General features: G+C 74.0%; 16 protein-coding genes. 4 read left to right on the top strand and 12 right to left on the bottom strand.

Annotation, left to right across the window (positions count from 1 at the left end; genetic code table 11):
• Positions 1 to 58 precede the first annotated feature (58 nt).
• Entirely contained in the window at positions 59 to 940 is an 882-nt protein-coding gene (locus ACFVGS_RS03250; protein ID WP_385690037.1) for an RNA polymerase sigma-70 factor, read from the top strand.
• A gap of 291 nt (positions 941 to 1,231) precedes the next feature.
• Positions 1,232 to 1,972 (top strand): GntR family transcriptional regulator, encoded by a 741-nt coding sequence (locus tag ACFVGS_RS03245; protein WP_385689869.1) that lies wholly within the window; start codon positions 1,232 to 1,234, stop codon positions 1,970 to 1,972.
• Between the two features lie 119 nt (positions 1,973 to 2,091).
• Here ACFVGS_RS03245 and ACFVGS_RS03240 read toward each other — a convergent pair whose 3' ends face one another.
• A complete protein-coding gene (locus ACFVGS_RS03240; protein ID WP_385689866.1) occupies positions 2,092 to 3,249 on the bottom strand; it encodes an ROK family transcriptional regulator in 1,158 nt (385 codons plus the stop codon).
• A gap of 152 nt (positions 3,250 to 3,401) precedes the next feature.
• Between ACFVGS_RS03240 and ACFVGS_RS03235 the strand changes: the two genes are divergently transcribed.
• Positions 3,402 to 3,770 carry a hypothetical protein gene (locus ACFVGS_RS03235; protein WP_384419271.1) on the top strand — a complete coding sequence of 123 codons (369 nt, stop codon included), beginning with the start codon at positions 3,402 to 3,404 and terminating at the stop codon, positions 3,768 to 3,770.
• 91 nt (positions 3,771 to 3,861) lie between these two features.
• Here the strand turns inward: ACFVGS_RS03235 and mug are convergent, their stop codons facing one another.
• The 11 genes from mug to bioB form a co-directional block, all read right to left on the bottom strand.
• On the bottom strand, positions 3,862 to 4,437 hold the full coding sequence (gene mug / locus ACFVGS_RS03230) for a G/U mismatch-specific DNA glycosylase (protein ID WP_385690034.1): 576 nt from the start codon (positions 4,435 to 4,437) through the stop codon (positions 3,862 to 3,864).
• Entirely contained in the window at positions 4,434 to 5,876 is a 1,443-nt protein-coding gene (gene purB, locus ACFVGS_RS03225) for an adenylosuccinate lyase (RefSeq protein WP_384419268.1), read from the bottom strand. Before purB ends, mug begins: the two co-directional genes overlap by 4 nt.
• Before the next feature lie 73 nt (positions 5,877 to 5,949).
• Positions 5,950 to 6,735 (bottom strand): SGNH/GDSL hydrolase family protein, encoded by a 786-nt coding sequence (locus tag ACFVGS_RS03220; protein ID WP_384419265.1) that lies wholly within the window; start codon positions 6,733 to 6,735, stop codon positions 5,950 to 5,952.
• Between the two features lie 169 nt (positions 6,736 to 6,904).
• On the bottom strand, positions 6,905 to 7,924 hold the full coding sequence (locus ACFVGS_RS03215) for a hemolysin family protein (RefSeq protein WP_384419262.1): 1,020 nt from the start codon (positions 7,922 to 7,924) through the stop codon (positions 6,905 to 6,907).
• Positions 7,921 to 9,261, bottom strand: coding sequence for a hemolysin family protein (locus tag ACFVGS_RS03210; RefSeq protein WP_384419259.1), 1,341 nt, complete (start codon positions 9,259 to 9,261; stop codon positions 7,921 to 7,923). Before ACFVGS_RS03210 ends, ACFVGS_RS03215 begins: the two co-directional genes overlap by 4 nt.
• Positions 9,262 to 9,493: 232 nt before the next feature.
• Positions 9,494 to 9,919 (bottom strand): GNAT family N-acetyltransferase, encoded by a 426-nt coding sequence (locus ACFVGS_RS03205; RefSeq protein WP_384419256.1) that lies wholly within the window; start codon positions 9,917 to 9,919, stop codon positions 9,494 to 9,496.
• 49 nt (positions 9,920 to 9,968) lie between these two features.
• The gene (locus ACFVGS_RS03200; protein ID WP_384419253.1) at positions 9,969 to 10,859 is read right to left on the bottom strand and encodes a TIGR03621 family F420-dependent LLM class oxidoreductase; all 891 of its coding nucleotides are present in this window, start codon (positions 10,857 to 10,859) and stop codon (positions 9,969 to 9,971) included.
• Positions 10,860 to 10,914: 55 nt separating this feature from the next.
• A complete protein-coding gene (locus ACFVGS_RS03195; protein WP_384419251.1) occupies positions 10,915 to 11,262 on the bottom strand; it encodes a VOC family protein in 348 nt (115 codons plus the stop codon).
• Positions 11,263 to 11,392: 130 nt separating this feature from the next.
• Complete coding sequence (bioD, locus tag ACFVGS_RS03190) at positions 11,393 to 12,112, bottom strand: dethiobiotin synthase (RefSeq protein ID WP_385689859.1); 720 nt, start codon at positions 12,110 to 12,112, stop codon at positions 11,393 to 11,395.
• Positions 12,113 to 12,180: 68 nt separating this feature from the next.
• Positions 12,181 to 13,461, bottom strand: a complete 1,281-nt coding sequence (locus ACFVGS_RS03185) for an adenosylmethionine--8-amino-7-oxononanoate transaminase (RefSeq protein ID WP_384419246.1) — start codon at positions 13,459 to 13,461, stop codon at positions 12,181 to 12,183.
• Entirely contained in the window at positions 13,454 to 14,737 is a 1,284-nt protein-coding gene (gene bioB, locus ACFVGS_RS03180) for a biotin synthase BioB (protein WP_385689856.1), read from the bottom strand. Before bioB ends, ACFVGS_RS03185 begins: the two co-directional genes overlap by 8 nt.
• Before the next feature lie 142 nt (positions 14,738 to 14,879).
• Between bioB and ACFVGS_RS03175 the strand changes: the two genes are divergently transcribed.
• Positions 14,880 to 16,112, top strand: coding sequence for an 8-amino-7-oxononanoate synthase (locus ACFVGS_RS03175; RefSeq protein ID WP_384419241.1), 1,233 nt, complete (start codon positions 14,880 to 14,882; stop codon positions 16,110 to 16,112).
• Positions 16,113 to 16,155 lie beyond the last annotated feature (43 nt).

Genomic DNA, 16,155 nt, shown 5'->3' with positions numbered 1-16,155 from the left:
GGACCCCAACTGGACACGGGAGAGCGGGTCGGCTGGGATGGAGGGCGTGCCGACCGAGATGCTGACCGACCCCACCGACCTCTTCGAGGAACACCGCGCGATGCTCACCGGCGTCGCCTACCGCATGCTCGGCCGCGCCGCCGACGCCGAGGACGTGGTGCAGGAGGCCTGGCTGCGCTGGACCTCCGGCGACCGTGCCGAGGTCCGCGAGCCGCGCGCGTACCTCGTCCGCATCACCACCCGGCTCGCCGTCGACCGGCTCCGCCAGATCCAGTCCCGCCGCGAGTCCTACGTCGGCCCCTGGCTGCCCGAGCCCATCGTCACCGACTTCGGGCCCTCCGTGCCCGACACCGCCGAACGCGCCCTGCTCGCCGACTCGGTGTCCCTCGCCCTGCTCGTCGTCCTCGAGTCCCTCTCGCCGCTGGAGCGCGCGGTGTTCGTGCTCCGGGAGGCCTTCGGCTTCCCCTTCGCCGAGATCGCCGCCACCCTCGACCGCAGCGAGTCCGCCGTCCGCCAGCTCGCCGCCCGCGCCCGCAAGCACGTCGACGAGGGCCGGCCGCGCTACGACGTCGACCCGGCCCAACGCCGCGACCTCACCGAGCGGTTCCTCGCCGCCGCCGCGAACGGCGACCTGGAGGGCCTGCTCGCCCTCCTCGCGCCGGACGTCCGACTGGTCGGCGACAGCGGCGGCAAGGCCAAGGCCCCGCTGCGCATCATGGAGACCGCCGACAAGATCGGCCGCTTCATGGTCGCCGTCGCCCAGGGCGCGGAAGCGGACTTCGACTTCCGCTTCGAGGAGATCAACGGCGGCCCGGCGCTGGTCGCGCTCGTCGGCGGCAGGGTCGACGCCGTCTACCAGGTCGACGTCCGCGACGGCCGGATCGCCTGCATGTACATCCTGCGCAACCCCGACAAGCTCCAGGGCCTCGCCCTGGACTGAGCCGCTCCAGGTCGCCGCTTGTCGACCACTCGCTTCCCGACCGCCCGCTTCCGACCGCCCGCCCCGGAGCCGAACGCTCCGGGGCGGGCGGTCTGCTGCCGGGGGTTCACGGGGACGCGAACGTCCTGTGAACGATCTAGGTCAGAGGGTCACATTCGGGGCCGCACGACGGAGGATTGGTCTTGACCAAGGGTGGGCCGCGCCTTATGGTCGCAGAGTTAGTGCAGGAACCTTTAATAAACAAGGGCGCGGAAAACGCCGCGGGACACGGCGAATGTGCGGAGGATCAGGGTGGGGACCACGCAGCTCGAAGCAGCACCGGAGCCGAAGTACTGGCACCTCAAGACCGTGATCAGCGAAGCCCTCGACTCGGAATTCGCGGTCGGGGAGATCCTGCCCAACGAGCGCGAGCTGGCCGCCCGCTTCGGCGTCGCCCGCGCCACCCTCCGGCAGGCCCTGGAGCAGCTGGAGCTGGAAGGCCGTCTGCAGCGCCGCCGCGGCGTCGGCACCACGGTCGCCCCGCCGCGCGTCGGCGTCGACGTCTCCACCACCCAGCAGGCCTGGCCCGGCGCCGGCGAGGAGACCTGGCAGTCCGTCGACTGCGCCGCCGACACCGCCCCGGCCGCCGTCGCCCGCCTCCTCGACATCCAGCCCGGCGAGCGCGTGCACATCGTGCGCCGGCTGCGCGTCACCGAAGGCCGGCCCGTCGCGGCCGAACTGCTCTACGTGCCCGCCGGCTCGGTGCCCGGCCTCGTCACGGCCGACAGCGCCGACGGCGCCACCCGCGCCCGCGCCGTGCTGCGCGAACTGCGGCGGCTCGACCTCGAAGGCCAGGACCGCGCCGTCGAACTCGGCTCGGCCCGCGCCGACGACGCCAAGGAACTCGACCGGCTGCCCGGCTCCCCGGTCCTCGTCGTCACCACCCGCTACCTCTCCGGAGGCCGGACCGCCGCCGTGTCCGTGGCCACCTACCGCGCCGACACCTGCCGCCTCACCTTCGGCGACTCCGGCGACCTGGCCATGGCCTCCTGACCCACGCACGCTCTGCGGAAAGGCCCCGGGCACACGCCCGGGGCCTTCCCCGTGCCGTCGGTCCTCCGTACCGCGCCGACGCCCAGGGCCTGTCCGGCGGGATCAGGGCCGGACAGCCCCTAACGCCGGGCCGTGACCCTGCCGTCCACCGCGAACAGCTGCTCCTCCACGTGGTCGAGCGCGAGCCGCAGCGCGCCCGTGCCCACCGCCGCCTCGCCCAGCAACGACAGCACCACCCGCGGCGGCCGCAGACAGAACCGGGCCAGCTCGTCGCGCAGGGGCTGCAGCACACCGTCCAGGCCGGCCGCCCAGCCGCCGATCACCACCAGCTCCGGATCGAGCGCGAGGACGAGCGCCGCCACGTCGTGCACCAGACGCTGGATGAACCGCTCCACCGCGGCCTCCGCCGGCGCGTGACCCTGCCGGGCCAGCGCGAACACCTCCGCCACCGCCTGCTCGTCGAGCGGGTGGAGCGGTACGTCGGTCGGCGACAGCAGGTGCTCGGGCGTGACCCCGCGGCCCAGCAGGTGCAGGGCCCCGATCTCGCCGGCCGCTCCGCCGAAACCGCGGTGCAGCCGCCCGCCGATCAGCGAACCGGCGCCGGGGCTCAGCCCGGCCAGCACGAACACGATGTCGTCGGAATCGGTCGCCGCACCCTTCCAGTGCTCGGCGACCGCCGCCGCGTTGGCGTCGTTCTCCACGATCACCGGGCAGCGGAAGGAGCGCCGCAGCCGCTCACCCAGCGCGAGCCCCGTCCAGCCCGGCAGCGCCGTGCCCAGCCGGACCGTGCCGTCCGCCTCCACGATCCCCGGCGTGCCGACGCCCACCGCCCGCAGGTTCGAGCGGGGCACCCCGGTCCGCCGCAGCACGTCGGCCACCACCGTCCGCACCCGGTCGAGGCGCTCGTCCTCCGGCGCGGTCTCCGCGACCTCACGCGAACCCGCGCCGATGATCCTGCCGTCCAGACCGGAGATCAGCGCGGCGACCCGGTGCGGCCCGATCTCGATGCCGAGCAGATGCCCCGCCTCCGCCCGGAAGCGGAACCTCCGGGCCGGCCGGCCCTGCCGCCGGGTCTCGCCCTCCTCGGGCGCCGCCTCGACGACCAGACCGCCCTCGATCAGCCCCTCGGTCACCCCCTCGACCGTCGGCCGGGAAAGACCCGTGATCCGGGTCAGGTCCGTGAGCGTGAGCGCGTCGGAGCCCCGCAGCGCATGGAGTACCACCGCGGAGTTGATCCGCCGCAGCAGCGACGGATCCCCGCCGGTCAGCCGCCCCACCGTGTGTCCTCCCAGCTCGTGCGCCTCTTTGGCCGGATGTTACTCAATGGACCCGGGAGCGGCGAGCGCCGCCCGGGGCCCGCCGGGCCGCGAGGCACACCCGGGCGTCTGACGGGCCACCAGTTGTCAGTGCCCGGCGCTTTACTGGACCCATGACCCTGGCACGGCACGTCGCCGCACTCGACCTGCTGCGCGGACGCCCCTTCCGCGACGGCGGGCACCACCTGGCCGAGTTATCCGCCGCCGACGCCTCCGAGGAACAGACGGAGGCGGAGCGGACGGCACTCGCCGGCCGTCTCGCCGACCGGTGGGGACCGCCGCAGCACGTCGGCCTCGGCTCGCTGCTGCTCCGGGCCGAACGCGGCGAGCACATACCCACGCCCTGGGACCTGCTGAGCGAGGCGGCGGCCGGCGTCGAGCTGTGGCGCGCGGACGGGAGGTGGATCGCGCTCGGAGTCGTACGGACGGGAGAGGACGAGCACCGCATACTCGTCTGCGTCACCGTCGTGGACCCGCCATGAGATCCGAGCGCGTGACGGAGCGGCCGAGCCCGGCGCGCCACACGCCACACGGACCCCAGGGCCTGTCCGGCCCTGATCCGGAGGAAACGGCCTAGGCGGCGCGCCGGTCCGGTACGCCCGCCGCCTCCCGCAGCCGGCCGAACTCCTCCGCCATGCTCTGCGCCGTCCAACGGGCGTTCAGACCGCTGGGGCTGGGCAGCGCCCAGATCCGGGTGGTCCCGTGCGGCCCGGTGATGGTCCGCTCCTGCGGTCCGATCGCCGCCCCTGGCTCGCCGAAGGCCGTGCGGTACGCGGTGACACCGGCGATCGCGAGCCAGCGCGGGGCCAGCCGCGCCACCTTCTCGGTGAGGATCCGACCGCCCTCCCGGTACTCCTCGGCGGTCAGCTCGTCGGCCCGCGCGCTCGCCCGCGCCACCACGTTGGTGATGCCGAGCCCGTACCGGAGCAGCTCCTCCTGCTCCGCCGGCGCGAACTGCCGCGGCGTGAAACCGGACAGGTACAGGACCGGCCAGAACCGGTTGCCAGGGCGGGCGAAGTGGAGGCCCGTCGCCGCCGTCATCAGACCCGGATTGATCCCGCAGAACAGCACCGAAAGGCCGCCCGCGGTCACGTCGGGGACGAGACGGTCGCGGGCGGCCTCCAGCTGCTGCGGGGTGAAGCGGGTCAGAGGATCGACCCGGGGGTGTAGCCGGCGGCCTCGGGGTGCTGCTTGGCGATCTCCTCGATCCGGGAGACCACGGAGGCGACCTGGTCGGCGGCGGCACCGGTGAAGGACAGCTTGTCCGCCATCAGCGCGTCCAGCTGCTCACGGTCCAGCGGGATCCGGTCGTCGGCGGCCAGCTTGTCGAGCAGCTCGTTGCGCTCGGCGCCCTGCTCGCGCATGGCGAGGGCGGAGGCCACGGCGTTCTCCTTGATCGCCTCATGGGCGACCTCGCGGCCCACGCCGGCCCGCACCGCGCCCATGAGGACCTTGGTGGTGGCCAGGAACGGCAGGTAGCGGTCGAGCTCGCGGGCGACGACGGCCGGGAAGGCGCCGAACTCGTCGAGCACGGTGAGGAAGGTCTCCAGGAGACCGTCGAAGGCGAAGAAGGCGTCCGGCAGGGCCACCCGGCGGACCACCGAGCAGGAGACGTCGCCCTCGTTCCACTGGTCGCCCGCCAGCTCGCCGGTCATCGACGCGTAGCCGCGCAGGATGACCATCAGGCCGTTGACGCGCTCGCAGGAGCGGGTGTTCATCTTGTGCGGCATCGCGGAGGAGCCGACCTGGCCCGGCTTGAAGCCCTCCGTGACCAGCTCGTGGCCCGCCATCAGACGGATCGTCTTGGCGATCGACGACGGGGCGGCGGCCAGCTGCACGAGCGTGGTGACCACGTCGTAGTCGAGCGAGCGCGGGTAGACCTGGCCGACCGAGGTGAAGGCGTGGGCGAAGCCCAGGTGACCGGCGATCCGCTGCTCCAGCTCCGCCAGCTTCGAGGCGTCGCCGCCGAGCAGGTCGAGCATGTCCTGGGCGGTGCCGACCGGGCCCTTGATGCCGCGCAGCGGGTAGCGGCCAAGCAGGTCCTCCAGGCGCGCGTACGCCACGAGCAGCTCGTCGGCGGCGGTCGCGAAGCGCTTGCCGAGGGTGGTGGCCTGCGCGGCCACGTTGTGCGAGCGGCCGGCCATGACCAGCTCGCCGTACTCGGCGGAGAGCCTGCCGAGGCGGGCGAGGACGGCGACCGTACGGTCCCGCATCAGCTCCAGGGAGAGCCGGATCTGCAGCTGCTCGACGTTCTCGGTGAGGTCACGCGAGGTCATGCCCTTGTGCACGTGCTCGTGGCCGGCGAGGGCGTTGAACTCCTCGATGCGGGCCTTCACGTCGTGCCGGGTGACCTTCTCGCGCTCGGCGATCGAGCCGAGGTCGACCTGGTCGAGCACACGCTCGTAGTCGGCGAGGGCGGCGTCGGGAACCTCGATCCCGAGGTCCTTCTGCGCACGCAGCACGGCGAGCCACAGCTGACGCTCCAGCTTCACCTTCTGCTCGGGGGACCAGAGGACGGCGAGCTCCGCGGAGGCGTAGCGGCCGGCCAGGACGTTGGGGATGCGGGGCTTCGCAGTCGCAGCAGTCACGTGTCCAGAGTTTACTGGTGATTTCTGCAGGCCAGCGCCAGGGTCCGGGCTGGAGCTTGCTACGAGACGGGGGTCACGTCAGGGCTTCCGGCGCCTCGTACGGCAGCAGCTCCGGGCGCTTCGGCGGGCGGCCGTCGCCCGAGGAGCGGCCGGTGAGCCGGCGGCCGATCCACGGCCCCAGGTGCTCCCTGGCGAACCGGGCGTCGGCGACCCGGCGGGAGGCCCAGCCCGGGCGGGCGGTCGGGGCGAGCGGCGAACGCCAGTCGTGCTCCTCCGGCAGACCGAGGGTCTGCCAGACCGCCTCCGCGACCCGCCGGTGCCCCTCGGCGGTCAGGTGGAGCCGGTCCACGTCCCACATCCGCGGGTCGGCGAGCGCCGGGGCGCCGTACAGGTCGACCACCAGGGCGCCGTGCCGGGCGGCCAGCTCGTCGACGTACGCGAAGAGCTCCTCCATGCGGGGCCGGAAGCGCTCCAGGACCGGGCCGTTGCGGCCCGGGCTGCGCATCAGGACCAGCCGCTCGCACGAGGGGGCCAGGCGCTCGACGGCCTCGCCGAGCAGGGCCCGCACCCTGCCCATGTCGCACTTGGGGCGCAGGGTGTCGTTGAGGCCGCCGACCAGCGTCACCACGTCGGCCTTCATCGCCGCCGCCGCGTCCACCTGCTCGTCGACGATCTGCCCGATCAGCTTGCCGCGCACGGCCAGGTTGGCGTAACGGAAGCCGGGCGTGCGGGCAGCGAGCCGGCCCGCGAGGACGTCGGCCCAGCCCCGGTAGGAACCGTCCGGCCGCAGATCCGACATACCCTCGGTGAAGCTGTCGCCCACGGCGACGAGACTGGTGTACGTGGCATTGATCTCCATGACCCCGCGATCATACCGCCCGGTATGGAGCGCGCGGCGACGGGGAACCGGGAGGGAGCGCCTGACCGCGGGCAACCTCCGACCCGAGGACCGGAGGCGGACCGCGCCGCGACCGCGAAGGGCCCGGAACGCGCCTCGCGTCCCGGGCCCTCCGGCGGAGCGGCGAGGCCTACGGCGCCGAGGGGCGCCCCACCAGCTCGCGCAGCACGTCCTCCATCGTCACCAGACCGGCCAGCTTGCCGTCCTCGTCGACGACCGCCGCCAGATGGGTACGGCTGCGCCGCATCGCCGTCAGCACGTCGTCCAGCGGCGTCGCCGCCTTCACCTGGGCGATCGGCCGCATCGCCGACACCGGGAACGGCAGGTCCCGGGGCGAGATGTCCAGGGCGTCCTTCACATGGAGATAGCCCAGGATCCCGCGGTCCGCGTCGACCACCGGGAAGCGGGAGAACCCGGAGCGCGCGGACAGCGCCTCGATCTCCTCCGCGGTCGTGCCCACCTGCGCGTACACGACCTTCTCCACCGGCATCACGACGTCACGCACCGGGCGCCGGCCCAGTTCGAGGGCGTCGTGCAGCCGCTCGGCGGCACGGTCGTCGAGCAGACCCGCGTCGCCGGCGTCGGTGACCATCCGGGCCAGTTCGTCGTCCGAGAACGTCGCGGCCACCTCGCCCTTGGCGTCCACCCGCAGCAGTTTCAGGATGCCGTTGGCGAAGGCGTTGATCGAGAAGATCACCGGCTTCAGCGCCCGCGTGAGGGCCACCAGCGGCGGGCCGAGGAGCAGCGCCGTGCGGGTCGGCTCGGCCAGCGCGATGTTCTTCGGCACCATCTCGCCCAGCAGCATGTGCAGGTAGGTGGCGAGCGTGAGCGCGATGACGAACGAGATCGGGTGCACCAGGCCGTGCGGCACGCCGACGGCGTCGAACACCGGCTCCAGCAGGTGCGCGATGGCCGGCTCGGCCACGATGCCGAGCACCAGGGTGCTCAGGGTGATGCCGAGCTGGGCGGCGGCGAGCAGTGCCGAGACGTGCTCGAGCCCCCAGATGACGCTGCGCGCCCGCCGGTCGCCGGACTCGGCGTGCGGCTCGATCTGACTGCGGCGCACGGAGATCATGGCGAACTCGGCGCCGACGAAGAAGGCGTTGACGACCAGGGTCGCCAGGCCGATCAGCAGCTGGATCGCGGTCATCGGCCGGCCTCCTCGTCCGTGTCTCCGGAGCGGGGGAGCGGGGCGTGCAGCAGCACGCGCGCCGCGCGCCGCCCGGAGGCGTCCACCACGTCGAGCCGCCAGCCGGCCAGCTCCATGCTGTCGCCGACGGCCGGGATCCGGCCGAGCTCGGTGGCGAGCACGCCCGCCAGGGTCTCGTACGGGCCCTCCGGCACCTTCAGGCCGATGGTCTGCAGCTGGTCGGTGCGGGCGGCGCCGTCCGCCGACCACAGCTCGCGGCCGTCGGCGTCCTCGCCCGCCCGTGCCAGGTCCGGCGTCTCGTGCGGGTCGTGCTCGTCGCGCACCTCGCCGACGACCTCCTCGACGATGTCCTCCAGCGTCGCGACGCCCGCCGTGCCGCCGTACTCGTCGATGACGACGGCCATGGTCTGCTTCCCGGAGAGCCGGTCGAGCAGCTTGTCCACGGTCAGGCTCTCCGGCACGAGCAGCGGCTCGCGCAGGATGTCGCCGACCGGGCGCAGGCGCCGCTCGTCGGCCGGTATGGCCAGCACGTCCTTGATGTGCGCGATGCCGACGACCGAGTCGAGGCTGCCGCGGTAGACGGGGAAGCGGCTCAGGCCGGTCGCGCGCGTCGCGTTGGCGACGTCCTCGGCGGTGGCCTGCACGTCCAGGGCGGTGACCTGGACGCGCGGGGTCATCACGTTCTCCGCGGTCAGCTCCGCCAGGTTCAGCGTGCGGACGAACAGCTCGGCGGTGTCCGCCTCCAGCGCGCCCTCCTTCGCGGAGTGCCGCGCCAGCGCCACCAGCTCCTTCGGGGAGCGGGCGGAGGCCAGCTCCTCGGTCGGCTCCATGCCGAGCCGGCGGAGGACCCGGTTGGCCGTGTTGTTCAGATGGCTGATCAGCGGCTTGAAGGCGGCGGTGAAGAACCGCTGCGGGTTGCCCACCACCTTGGCGACCGCCAGCGGCGAGGAGATCGCCCAGTTCTTGGGCACGAGCTCGCCGACGACCATGAGGACCACGGTCGACAGGGCGGTGCCGATCACCAGGGCGAGCGAGGAGGCGACCGACTCGGAGAAGCCGAGGGACTCCAGCGGCCCGCGGATCAGCGCGGCGATCGAGGGCTCGGAGAGCATGCCGACGACCAGATTGGTGACGGTGATGCCGAGCTGGGCGCCCGAGAGCTGCAAGGTGAGCGACCTGACCGCCTTCAGCGCGCCGGCCGCGCCGCGCTCGCCGCGCTCCGCCGCGGCCTCGAGCTCGCCGCGCTCGACGGTGGTCAGCGAGAACTCGGCCGCGACGAACGCACCGCACGCCACGGCGAGCAGCAGCGCCACCAGGAGCAGCAGTACCTCGGTCATCGGTTCACCTCCTTCCCCGGGTGAGTCCCATGATCACTCAGAGGAGGGAGGACCGCGCGATGTCGGCTGCGGAAGCGGGAACGGCTACTGGGAGGCTCGCCCATGGGCGGACGCTCACACCTTTCGGTCGGATGATCGGATTCTGCCCACCCATGGTAAAGGATCGGCAAAGCGGTGGCGGCGCGGTGGCCGGCGGGGGCCGACCGGCCCGGCGGGTGGGAGGGCGGCCCGGTCAGGCCGGCAGCGGCTTCACCCAGCGCGTCCACTGCTCCTCCGGGCCGTACGCGGCCGCCCGCCACACCGCCCGCCCGAGCGCGTTGCGGTCGAGGACCATCGCGTCCGCGCGCCGCCCGCCGAGCCGTACGAAGCGCTCCTCGGCCGCCGCGAGGAGCGCGCCGCCGATGCCGCGCCGCCGGTGCCCGGGGTGGACGGCGAGCCGGTACAGATGGCAGCGCCAGCCGTCGAACCCGGCGATCACCGTCCCGACCAGCTCACCGGCCCGCTCGGCGAGCAGCAGCGCCTCGGGGTCCCGCTCCACGAGCCGGGCGACGCCCGCCTGGTCGTCGCTGATGCTCGTGCCCTCGGCGGCGGCCTTCCAGAAGGCGAGCACCGCGTCGATGTCGGCCGCGACCGCGGCCCGTATCCGAAGATCGTCCATGCCCGCATCCCACCACCGGCTGCGCCGGAGGTCGAGCGCGTTTCACCGGTCAGGACGCCGCGTGCCCGGATCGCTCGCGCCCGCGCAGTTCGGCGATCACCGGACCGAAGGCCTCCATGGCGTCGTCCAGGACCGTGAAGTAGGAGAGCCCCAGCCGCTCGCGGAGTGCCGTCAGCCGGTCGGCGATCTCCCGTACCGTGCCGATCGCGAGGATGGGCAGGTCGAGCACCTGCTCCTCGGTGAGATACGGGACGAGCGGAAGGAAGTCCGCCACCGCCGCGGCCGGGTCGTCGGTCACGAGGACGCGCTGGAGCAGCAGATTGAGCTCCGCCGGGCGCTCCCGCCCGGCCTCCGCCTCGAAGCCCCGGTACGTCCCGACCCTCCCGGCCAGCTCCTCGGCGGTCAGCACCGTCACCGATTCGCCGGTGAACCGCCCGCCGCTGAACGCCGTCACGTCCGCGTGCCGGGCCGCGAGCCGCAGCACGCGATCGCCGTTGCCGCCGACGAGCAGCGGGGTGCGGGGGCTCGTCCCGTCGCCCTTCAGCGCCCCGGCCAACTCCTCGACGGTGCGCGCCAGATGGGCGACGCGTTCGCCCGGCGGCAGGAACGGGATCCCCGCCTCCTCGTGCTCGGCGCGCACGTAGCCCGTACCCAGACCGAGCTCCAGCCGGCCGCCGGTCAGAGCGGCCGTCGTGGCCACCTCACGGGCCAGCAGCGCCGGGTTCCAGAAACCCGCGTTGAGCACGAAGGTTCCCAGGCGCGGCCGGGTGGTGGCCTCCGCCGCCGCGACCAGCGAGGGGAACGGGGCGGGCATCCCGAGGTGGTCGGCGACCAGGATCAGGTCGTAACCGAGCTCCTCGGCCCGGCGGCAGCGGCTCCGCCACTCCCCGCCCGAGCCGGGCCTGAGCATGTTGACGGCGAAGCGGAACGGCGACACCACGGCACTACCTCCAGGATCGGGCCCGGCGCGCCCCGGACGCGCGCCTGACGGACCTTCAGCCTGTCACGAAGCAGAACTCGTTGCCCTCCGGATCCCGCATCACCTGGAACGCACCCTGTTCGTCCGTCACGATCCCGCCGGACCGGCTCGCGCCCAGCGGCAGCGCCTCCTCGGCCGCCGCGGCCGGATCGCCGACCTCCAGGTCCAGGTGGACGCGGTTCTTCACCGCCTTGCCCTCCGGGACCCGCTGGAAGGCGAGGCGCACGAACCCGGGCGGGTCGACGTACGACCAGTCCGGGCTCCGGTCGACCGGAGCCCCGCCCAGGAGCGCCGACCAGAACCGCGCGAGGGCGGCCGGGGCGGCGCAGTCGAAGACGATCTCCTGAACACGGGCACGAGGCATGGGCCCAGCCTAGGCCTCGGGCCGCGGGGCCGCGGGGCTGTGGGCCGTCGGGCTGTGGGCCGTGGGGCCGTGGGGCCGTGGGGCCGTGCGGCGCGCGGCCCGGCGGCGGCCGGTGCCGGGCGTCCGTGGATCAGGCGCCGGCCGTCGCGGTGAACCCGGCCGCGTCCCAGGCGCCGCCCAGCGCCGGCGCCAGCCAGCCGGGCGCCGCCGCCCGGAACGCCTCGGGCGCCAGCGCGCCCGCCCCCTCCGGCACCGCCCCGAGGAGCGGGGCGCCCGCCGCCTTCGGCAGATCCGTCAGATTGCAGCGCGCCGCCAGGTCCGGCGCCTCCGGCCAGCTGCCGATCACCACGCCCAGCTGCTCGATGCCGCGCGCCCGCAGCGCCTCCGCGGTCAGGGAGGTGGAGTTGAGCGTGCCGAGACCGGCGGGGACGACGACGAGGACCGGGGCGCCGAGGAGCCGCGCGGCGTCCGCGAGCGTCCCGCCGTCCTCGTCGAACCGTACGAGGAGCCCGCCGGCGCCCTCCACGAGGACCAGGTCGTGCTCCTCCGCCAGCTTCCGCGCCGCGTCCGCGACCTCCGCGGGCGCCACCGGCGCGAGCCCGGCCCGGCGCGCCGCGGTGTCCGGAGCCAGGGGCTCCGGATAACGCGCCAGTTCAGCGCCCGTCACCGCCGCGCCCGCCAGCCGCACGACCTCGTCGGCGTCGCCCGCCTCCCCGGCACCGACACCCGTCTGCGCGGGCTTGAGCACGGCGACGGACCGCCCGCCGGCGGCGGCCAGGGCCGCGACGGCCGCGGTGACGACGGTCTTGCCGATCTCGGTGCCGGTGCCGGTGATGACGATGACGCTCAAGGGGATGTCCTCTTCTTTCCGTGAAACAGACTGCGGTGCGACGGGACGCGGCCCGTCGGAGTGCCGGCTCAGCCCGCGACGGCCGCCGCCCGTACCGCCTCGCAGATGCGCGACACGTCCTCGTCGCCCGTCACGAATGGCGGCATCGTGTACACGAGGTCGCGGAAGGGCCGGAGCCAGACGCCCTGCCGGACGGCTGCGCGGGTCGCGGCCCGCATGTCGACCTCGTGGTCGAGCTGGACCACGCCGATCGCGCCGAGGACGCGGACGTCACGCACACCCGGCAGACCGGCCACGCCGGCGAGCCCCTCGCGCAGACCCGCCTCGATGCGCTTGACCTCGACCCGCCAGTCCTGACCGAGCAGCAGGTCGATCGACGCGAGGGCGACCGCCGAGGCCAGCGGGTTGCCCATGAAGGTCGGGCCGTGGGCGAGGACGGGGACCTCGCCGCGCGAGATGCCCTCCGCGACCCGGCTCGTGCAGAGCGTCGCCGCCATCGACAGATAGCCGCCGGTCAGCGCCTTGCCGAGGCACATCACATCGGGGGAGACCCCGGCGTGGTCGGCGGCGAACAGCGCGCCCGTACGCCCGAACCCCGTCGCGATCTCGTCGAAGATCAGCAGCACGTCGTGCGCGTCGCACGCCTCCCGCAGCACCCGCAGGTACTCCGGACTGTGGAAGCGCATACCGCCGGCACCCTGCACCACGGGCTCCACGATCACCGCGGCCAGTTCGTCGGCGTGCCGCCCGATCGCCTCGCGCAGCAGCTCGGCGTACGACTCCTCGTACCCGGCCGGCGGGGCGTCCACGAAGACCTGCCGTTGCAGCACACCCGACCAGAGCTCGTGCATGCCGCCCTCGGGGTCGCACACCGACATCGGCTGCCAGGTGTCGCCGTGGTAGCCGCCGCGCCAGGTGAGCAGCCGCCGCTTGCCCGGCCGGCCGACCGAGCGCCAGTACTGCAGGCACATCTTCGCGGCGACCTCGACCGAGACCGAGCCGGAGTCGCTGAGGAAGACATGCCGCAGCGGCTCGGGCGTGATCTCCACGAGCCGCGCGGCGAGCCGCACGGCGGGCTCGTGGGTGAGCCCGCCGAACATGACGTGGCTCATGCGGTCGAGCTGGTCGCGCACCGCCTCGTTGAGCACCGGGTGGTTGTAGCCGTGGACGGCCGCCCACCACGACGACATGCCGTCGACCAACTCGGTCCGTCCCTCGACCTGTTCGGCGAGCCGGAGCCGTACCCCGGACGCGGACGCGACGACCAGCGGTTCCGTACGGCCGGGCATGGGGCCGTACGGATGCCAGACGTGCGCCCGGTCCAGGGCGAGGAGTTCGTCGTTACGCATTCGGGGCGAGGTCCGTGCCCGCACCGCGGCGGCGCACCGCCACCAGGTCCGTCCTGGCCCCGGAGGCGGCCGGCGCCTCCGCGTCGGCCGGCGCCTCGGCGGCAGGCGTCGCCTCGGGGGCCGCGCCACCGCACGGGCCGCAGCCGCCGCCGGCCTGCGCGTGCGAACCGCAGCCACCGCCGGCCTCCGCGTGCGAACCGCAGCCCGCACCCGCCTCCGCGTGCGAGCCGCAGCCTCCGCCCGCCGCGGCGGCCGAGGCCGCCGCCACGTCGGCGCGGTGCGCGGGCAGCGTGGTGGTGCCCGCGCCCTCCACCTCGAAGCCGGCGTCGGCGATCATCTCCAGGTCGGCCTTGCCGGCCTGGCCCTCGCTCGTGAGGTAGTCGCCGAGGAAGATCGAGTTGGCGATGTTCAGCGCCAGCGGCTGCATCGTGCGCAGGTGGACCTCGCGTCCGCCCGCGATCCGCACCTCGACGTCGGGGCAGACGAACCGCACCATCGCGAGGATCCGCAGACAGCGCTGCGGGGTGAGGTTCCACTCCTTGGCGAGCGGGGTGCCCTCGAACGGGATGAGGAAGTTGACCGGCACCGAGTCCGAGTCGAGCTCGCGCAGCGCGAACACCACGTCGACCAGGTCCTCGTCGGTCTCGCCCATGCCCGCGATGAGCCCGGAGCAGGCGGAGAGGCCGGCGCCGTGCGCCTTCTGCACCGTGTCCACGCGGTCCGCGTAGGTGTGGGTGGTGGTGATCTCCCCGTACGTCCCCTCGGACGTGTTGAGGTTGTGGTTGTACGCGTCGGCGCCGGCCTCCTTCAGCCGCTCCGCCTGGCCGTCGGAGAGCAGGCCGAGGCAGGCGCAGACCTCCACGCCCTCGTTCTGCTCCTTGATCGCCTCGATGGTCCTGCCGACCCGCTCGACGTCCCGGTCCGTCGGGCCGCGCCCGCTCGCCACCAGGCAGACCCGCTTCGCGCCGCCCGCGACGCCGGCCGCCGCGGCGGCCGAGGCCTCGTCGGGCTTGAGCCAGGAGTACTTGAGGATCCCGGCCGTGGAGCCGAGCCGCTGCGAACAGTACGAGCAGTCCTCGGGGCAGAGACCGGACTTCAGATTGACGAGATAGTTGAGCTTCACCCGCCGCCCGAACCAATGACGGCGCACCTTGCCGGCCGCGCTCACCACATCGAGCAGGTCGTCGTCGGAGGTCGCCAGCACGGCGAGCGCTTCTTCACGGGTCGGCGACTCGCGCCGCAGCCCCTTCTCCACCAGCGTGTTCAGCAGGTCCATAAGCGCTGATCCTGGCCTACGGCACGCCCCGCGGCCAAGGAGGATCCGAACAAACGCCGTCGTTTGAGGTGTGTGTATGGCCACACCTTGACCTCGGCCGGATCCGGTTAGGGTCTGTGCGCTGCCTACAAAAGGATCCGCCATGCCGCCGTACGCCGAGGACCCGCAGGACGTGTCGGCCCCGAACGGGGACCCGCGGGACGGCACGGACCCGCGCCGGGCCGCCTTCGGCTGGACCGAGGCCGCCGCGCGCCGGCGCGCCGAGGCGGGGCTGGTACGGACCCTGCGCCCGCGCGCCGCCGAGTCCGACCTCCTCGACCTCGCGGGCAACGACTACCTCGGCCTGACCCACCGCCCCGAGATCACCGCGGCGGCGGCCGAGGCGGCCCGCCGCTGGGGCGCGGGTTCCACCGGCTCACGCCTCGTCACCGGCTCGACCCGGCTGCACGCCCGGCTCGAACGCGAACTCGCCGAGTTCTGCGGTTTCGAGGCGGCACTCGTCTTCTCCTCCGGCTACACGGCGAACCTGGCCGCGCTCACCGCGCTGTCCGCCCGTGACGGCCTGATCGTGTCCGACGCCGCCAACCACGCCTCGATCGTCGACGGCTGCCGGCTGTCCCGGGCCGAGACGGCGGTCGTCCCGCACGCCGACCCGGCGGCGGTGACCAAGACGCTGGCCGCGCACCCGGGCCGCCGGGCGCTCGTCGTCAGCGACTCCGTCTTCTCGGTGGACGGCGACCGGGCGCCGCTCGCCGGACTCGCGGCGGCCTGCCGGGAGCACGGAGCGGGCCTGGTCGTCGACGACGCCCACGGCTTCGGCGTGCTCGGCGACGGCGGGCGCGGCGCCGTCCACGAGGCGGGGCTCGCGGGCGACCCGGACGTGGTCGCGACGCTCACGCTCTCCAAGTCCCTGGGCAGCCAGGGCGGCGCCGTGCTCGGCCCGGCCCGGGTGATCGAGCACCTGGTCAACGCGGCCCGCACCTTCATCTTCGACACCGGGCTCGCGCCCGCCGCGGCCGGCGGCGCGCTCGCGAGCCTCCGCCTGATCGCGGCCGAGCCGGCCCTCGCGGCCCGGGCCCGTACCGTTGCGGGCACCCTGCACCGCCTGCTCACCGAGGCCGGTCTCGTCGCCGTACGCCCGGACGCGGCCGTGGTGTCGGTGCGCGCGCCGGGACCGAACGAGGCCCTGCGGTGGGCGGCGGACTGCCGTGAACAGGGCCTCGGCGTGGGCTGTTTCCGGCCTCCGTCGGTGCCGGACGGCATCTCCCGGCTGCGCCTGACGGCGCGCGCCGACCTGACGGACGCGCAGATCGAGCGAGCCGTGGCGACGATCGTCCGTACCGCGCCGACCGGCGCGGCGGAGACGGCGGACTGACGGCCGGTCACGCGTTGTCAGTGCCGCTCGCTAGGTTGACCGC

The sequence above is a fragment of the Streptomyces sp. NPDC127114 genome (genome assembly GCF_042677525.1).
In the GTDB taxonomy this organism is placed as follows: Bacteria; Actinomycetota; Actinomycetes; order Streptomycetales; family Streptomycetaceae; genus Streptomyces.
The sequence above is the reverse complement of the archived record's forward strand: the minus strand, read 5'-3'. Positions and strand labels throughout refer to the sequence as shown.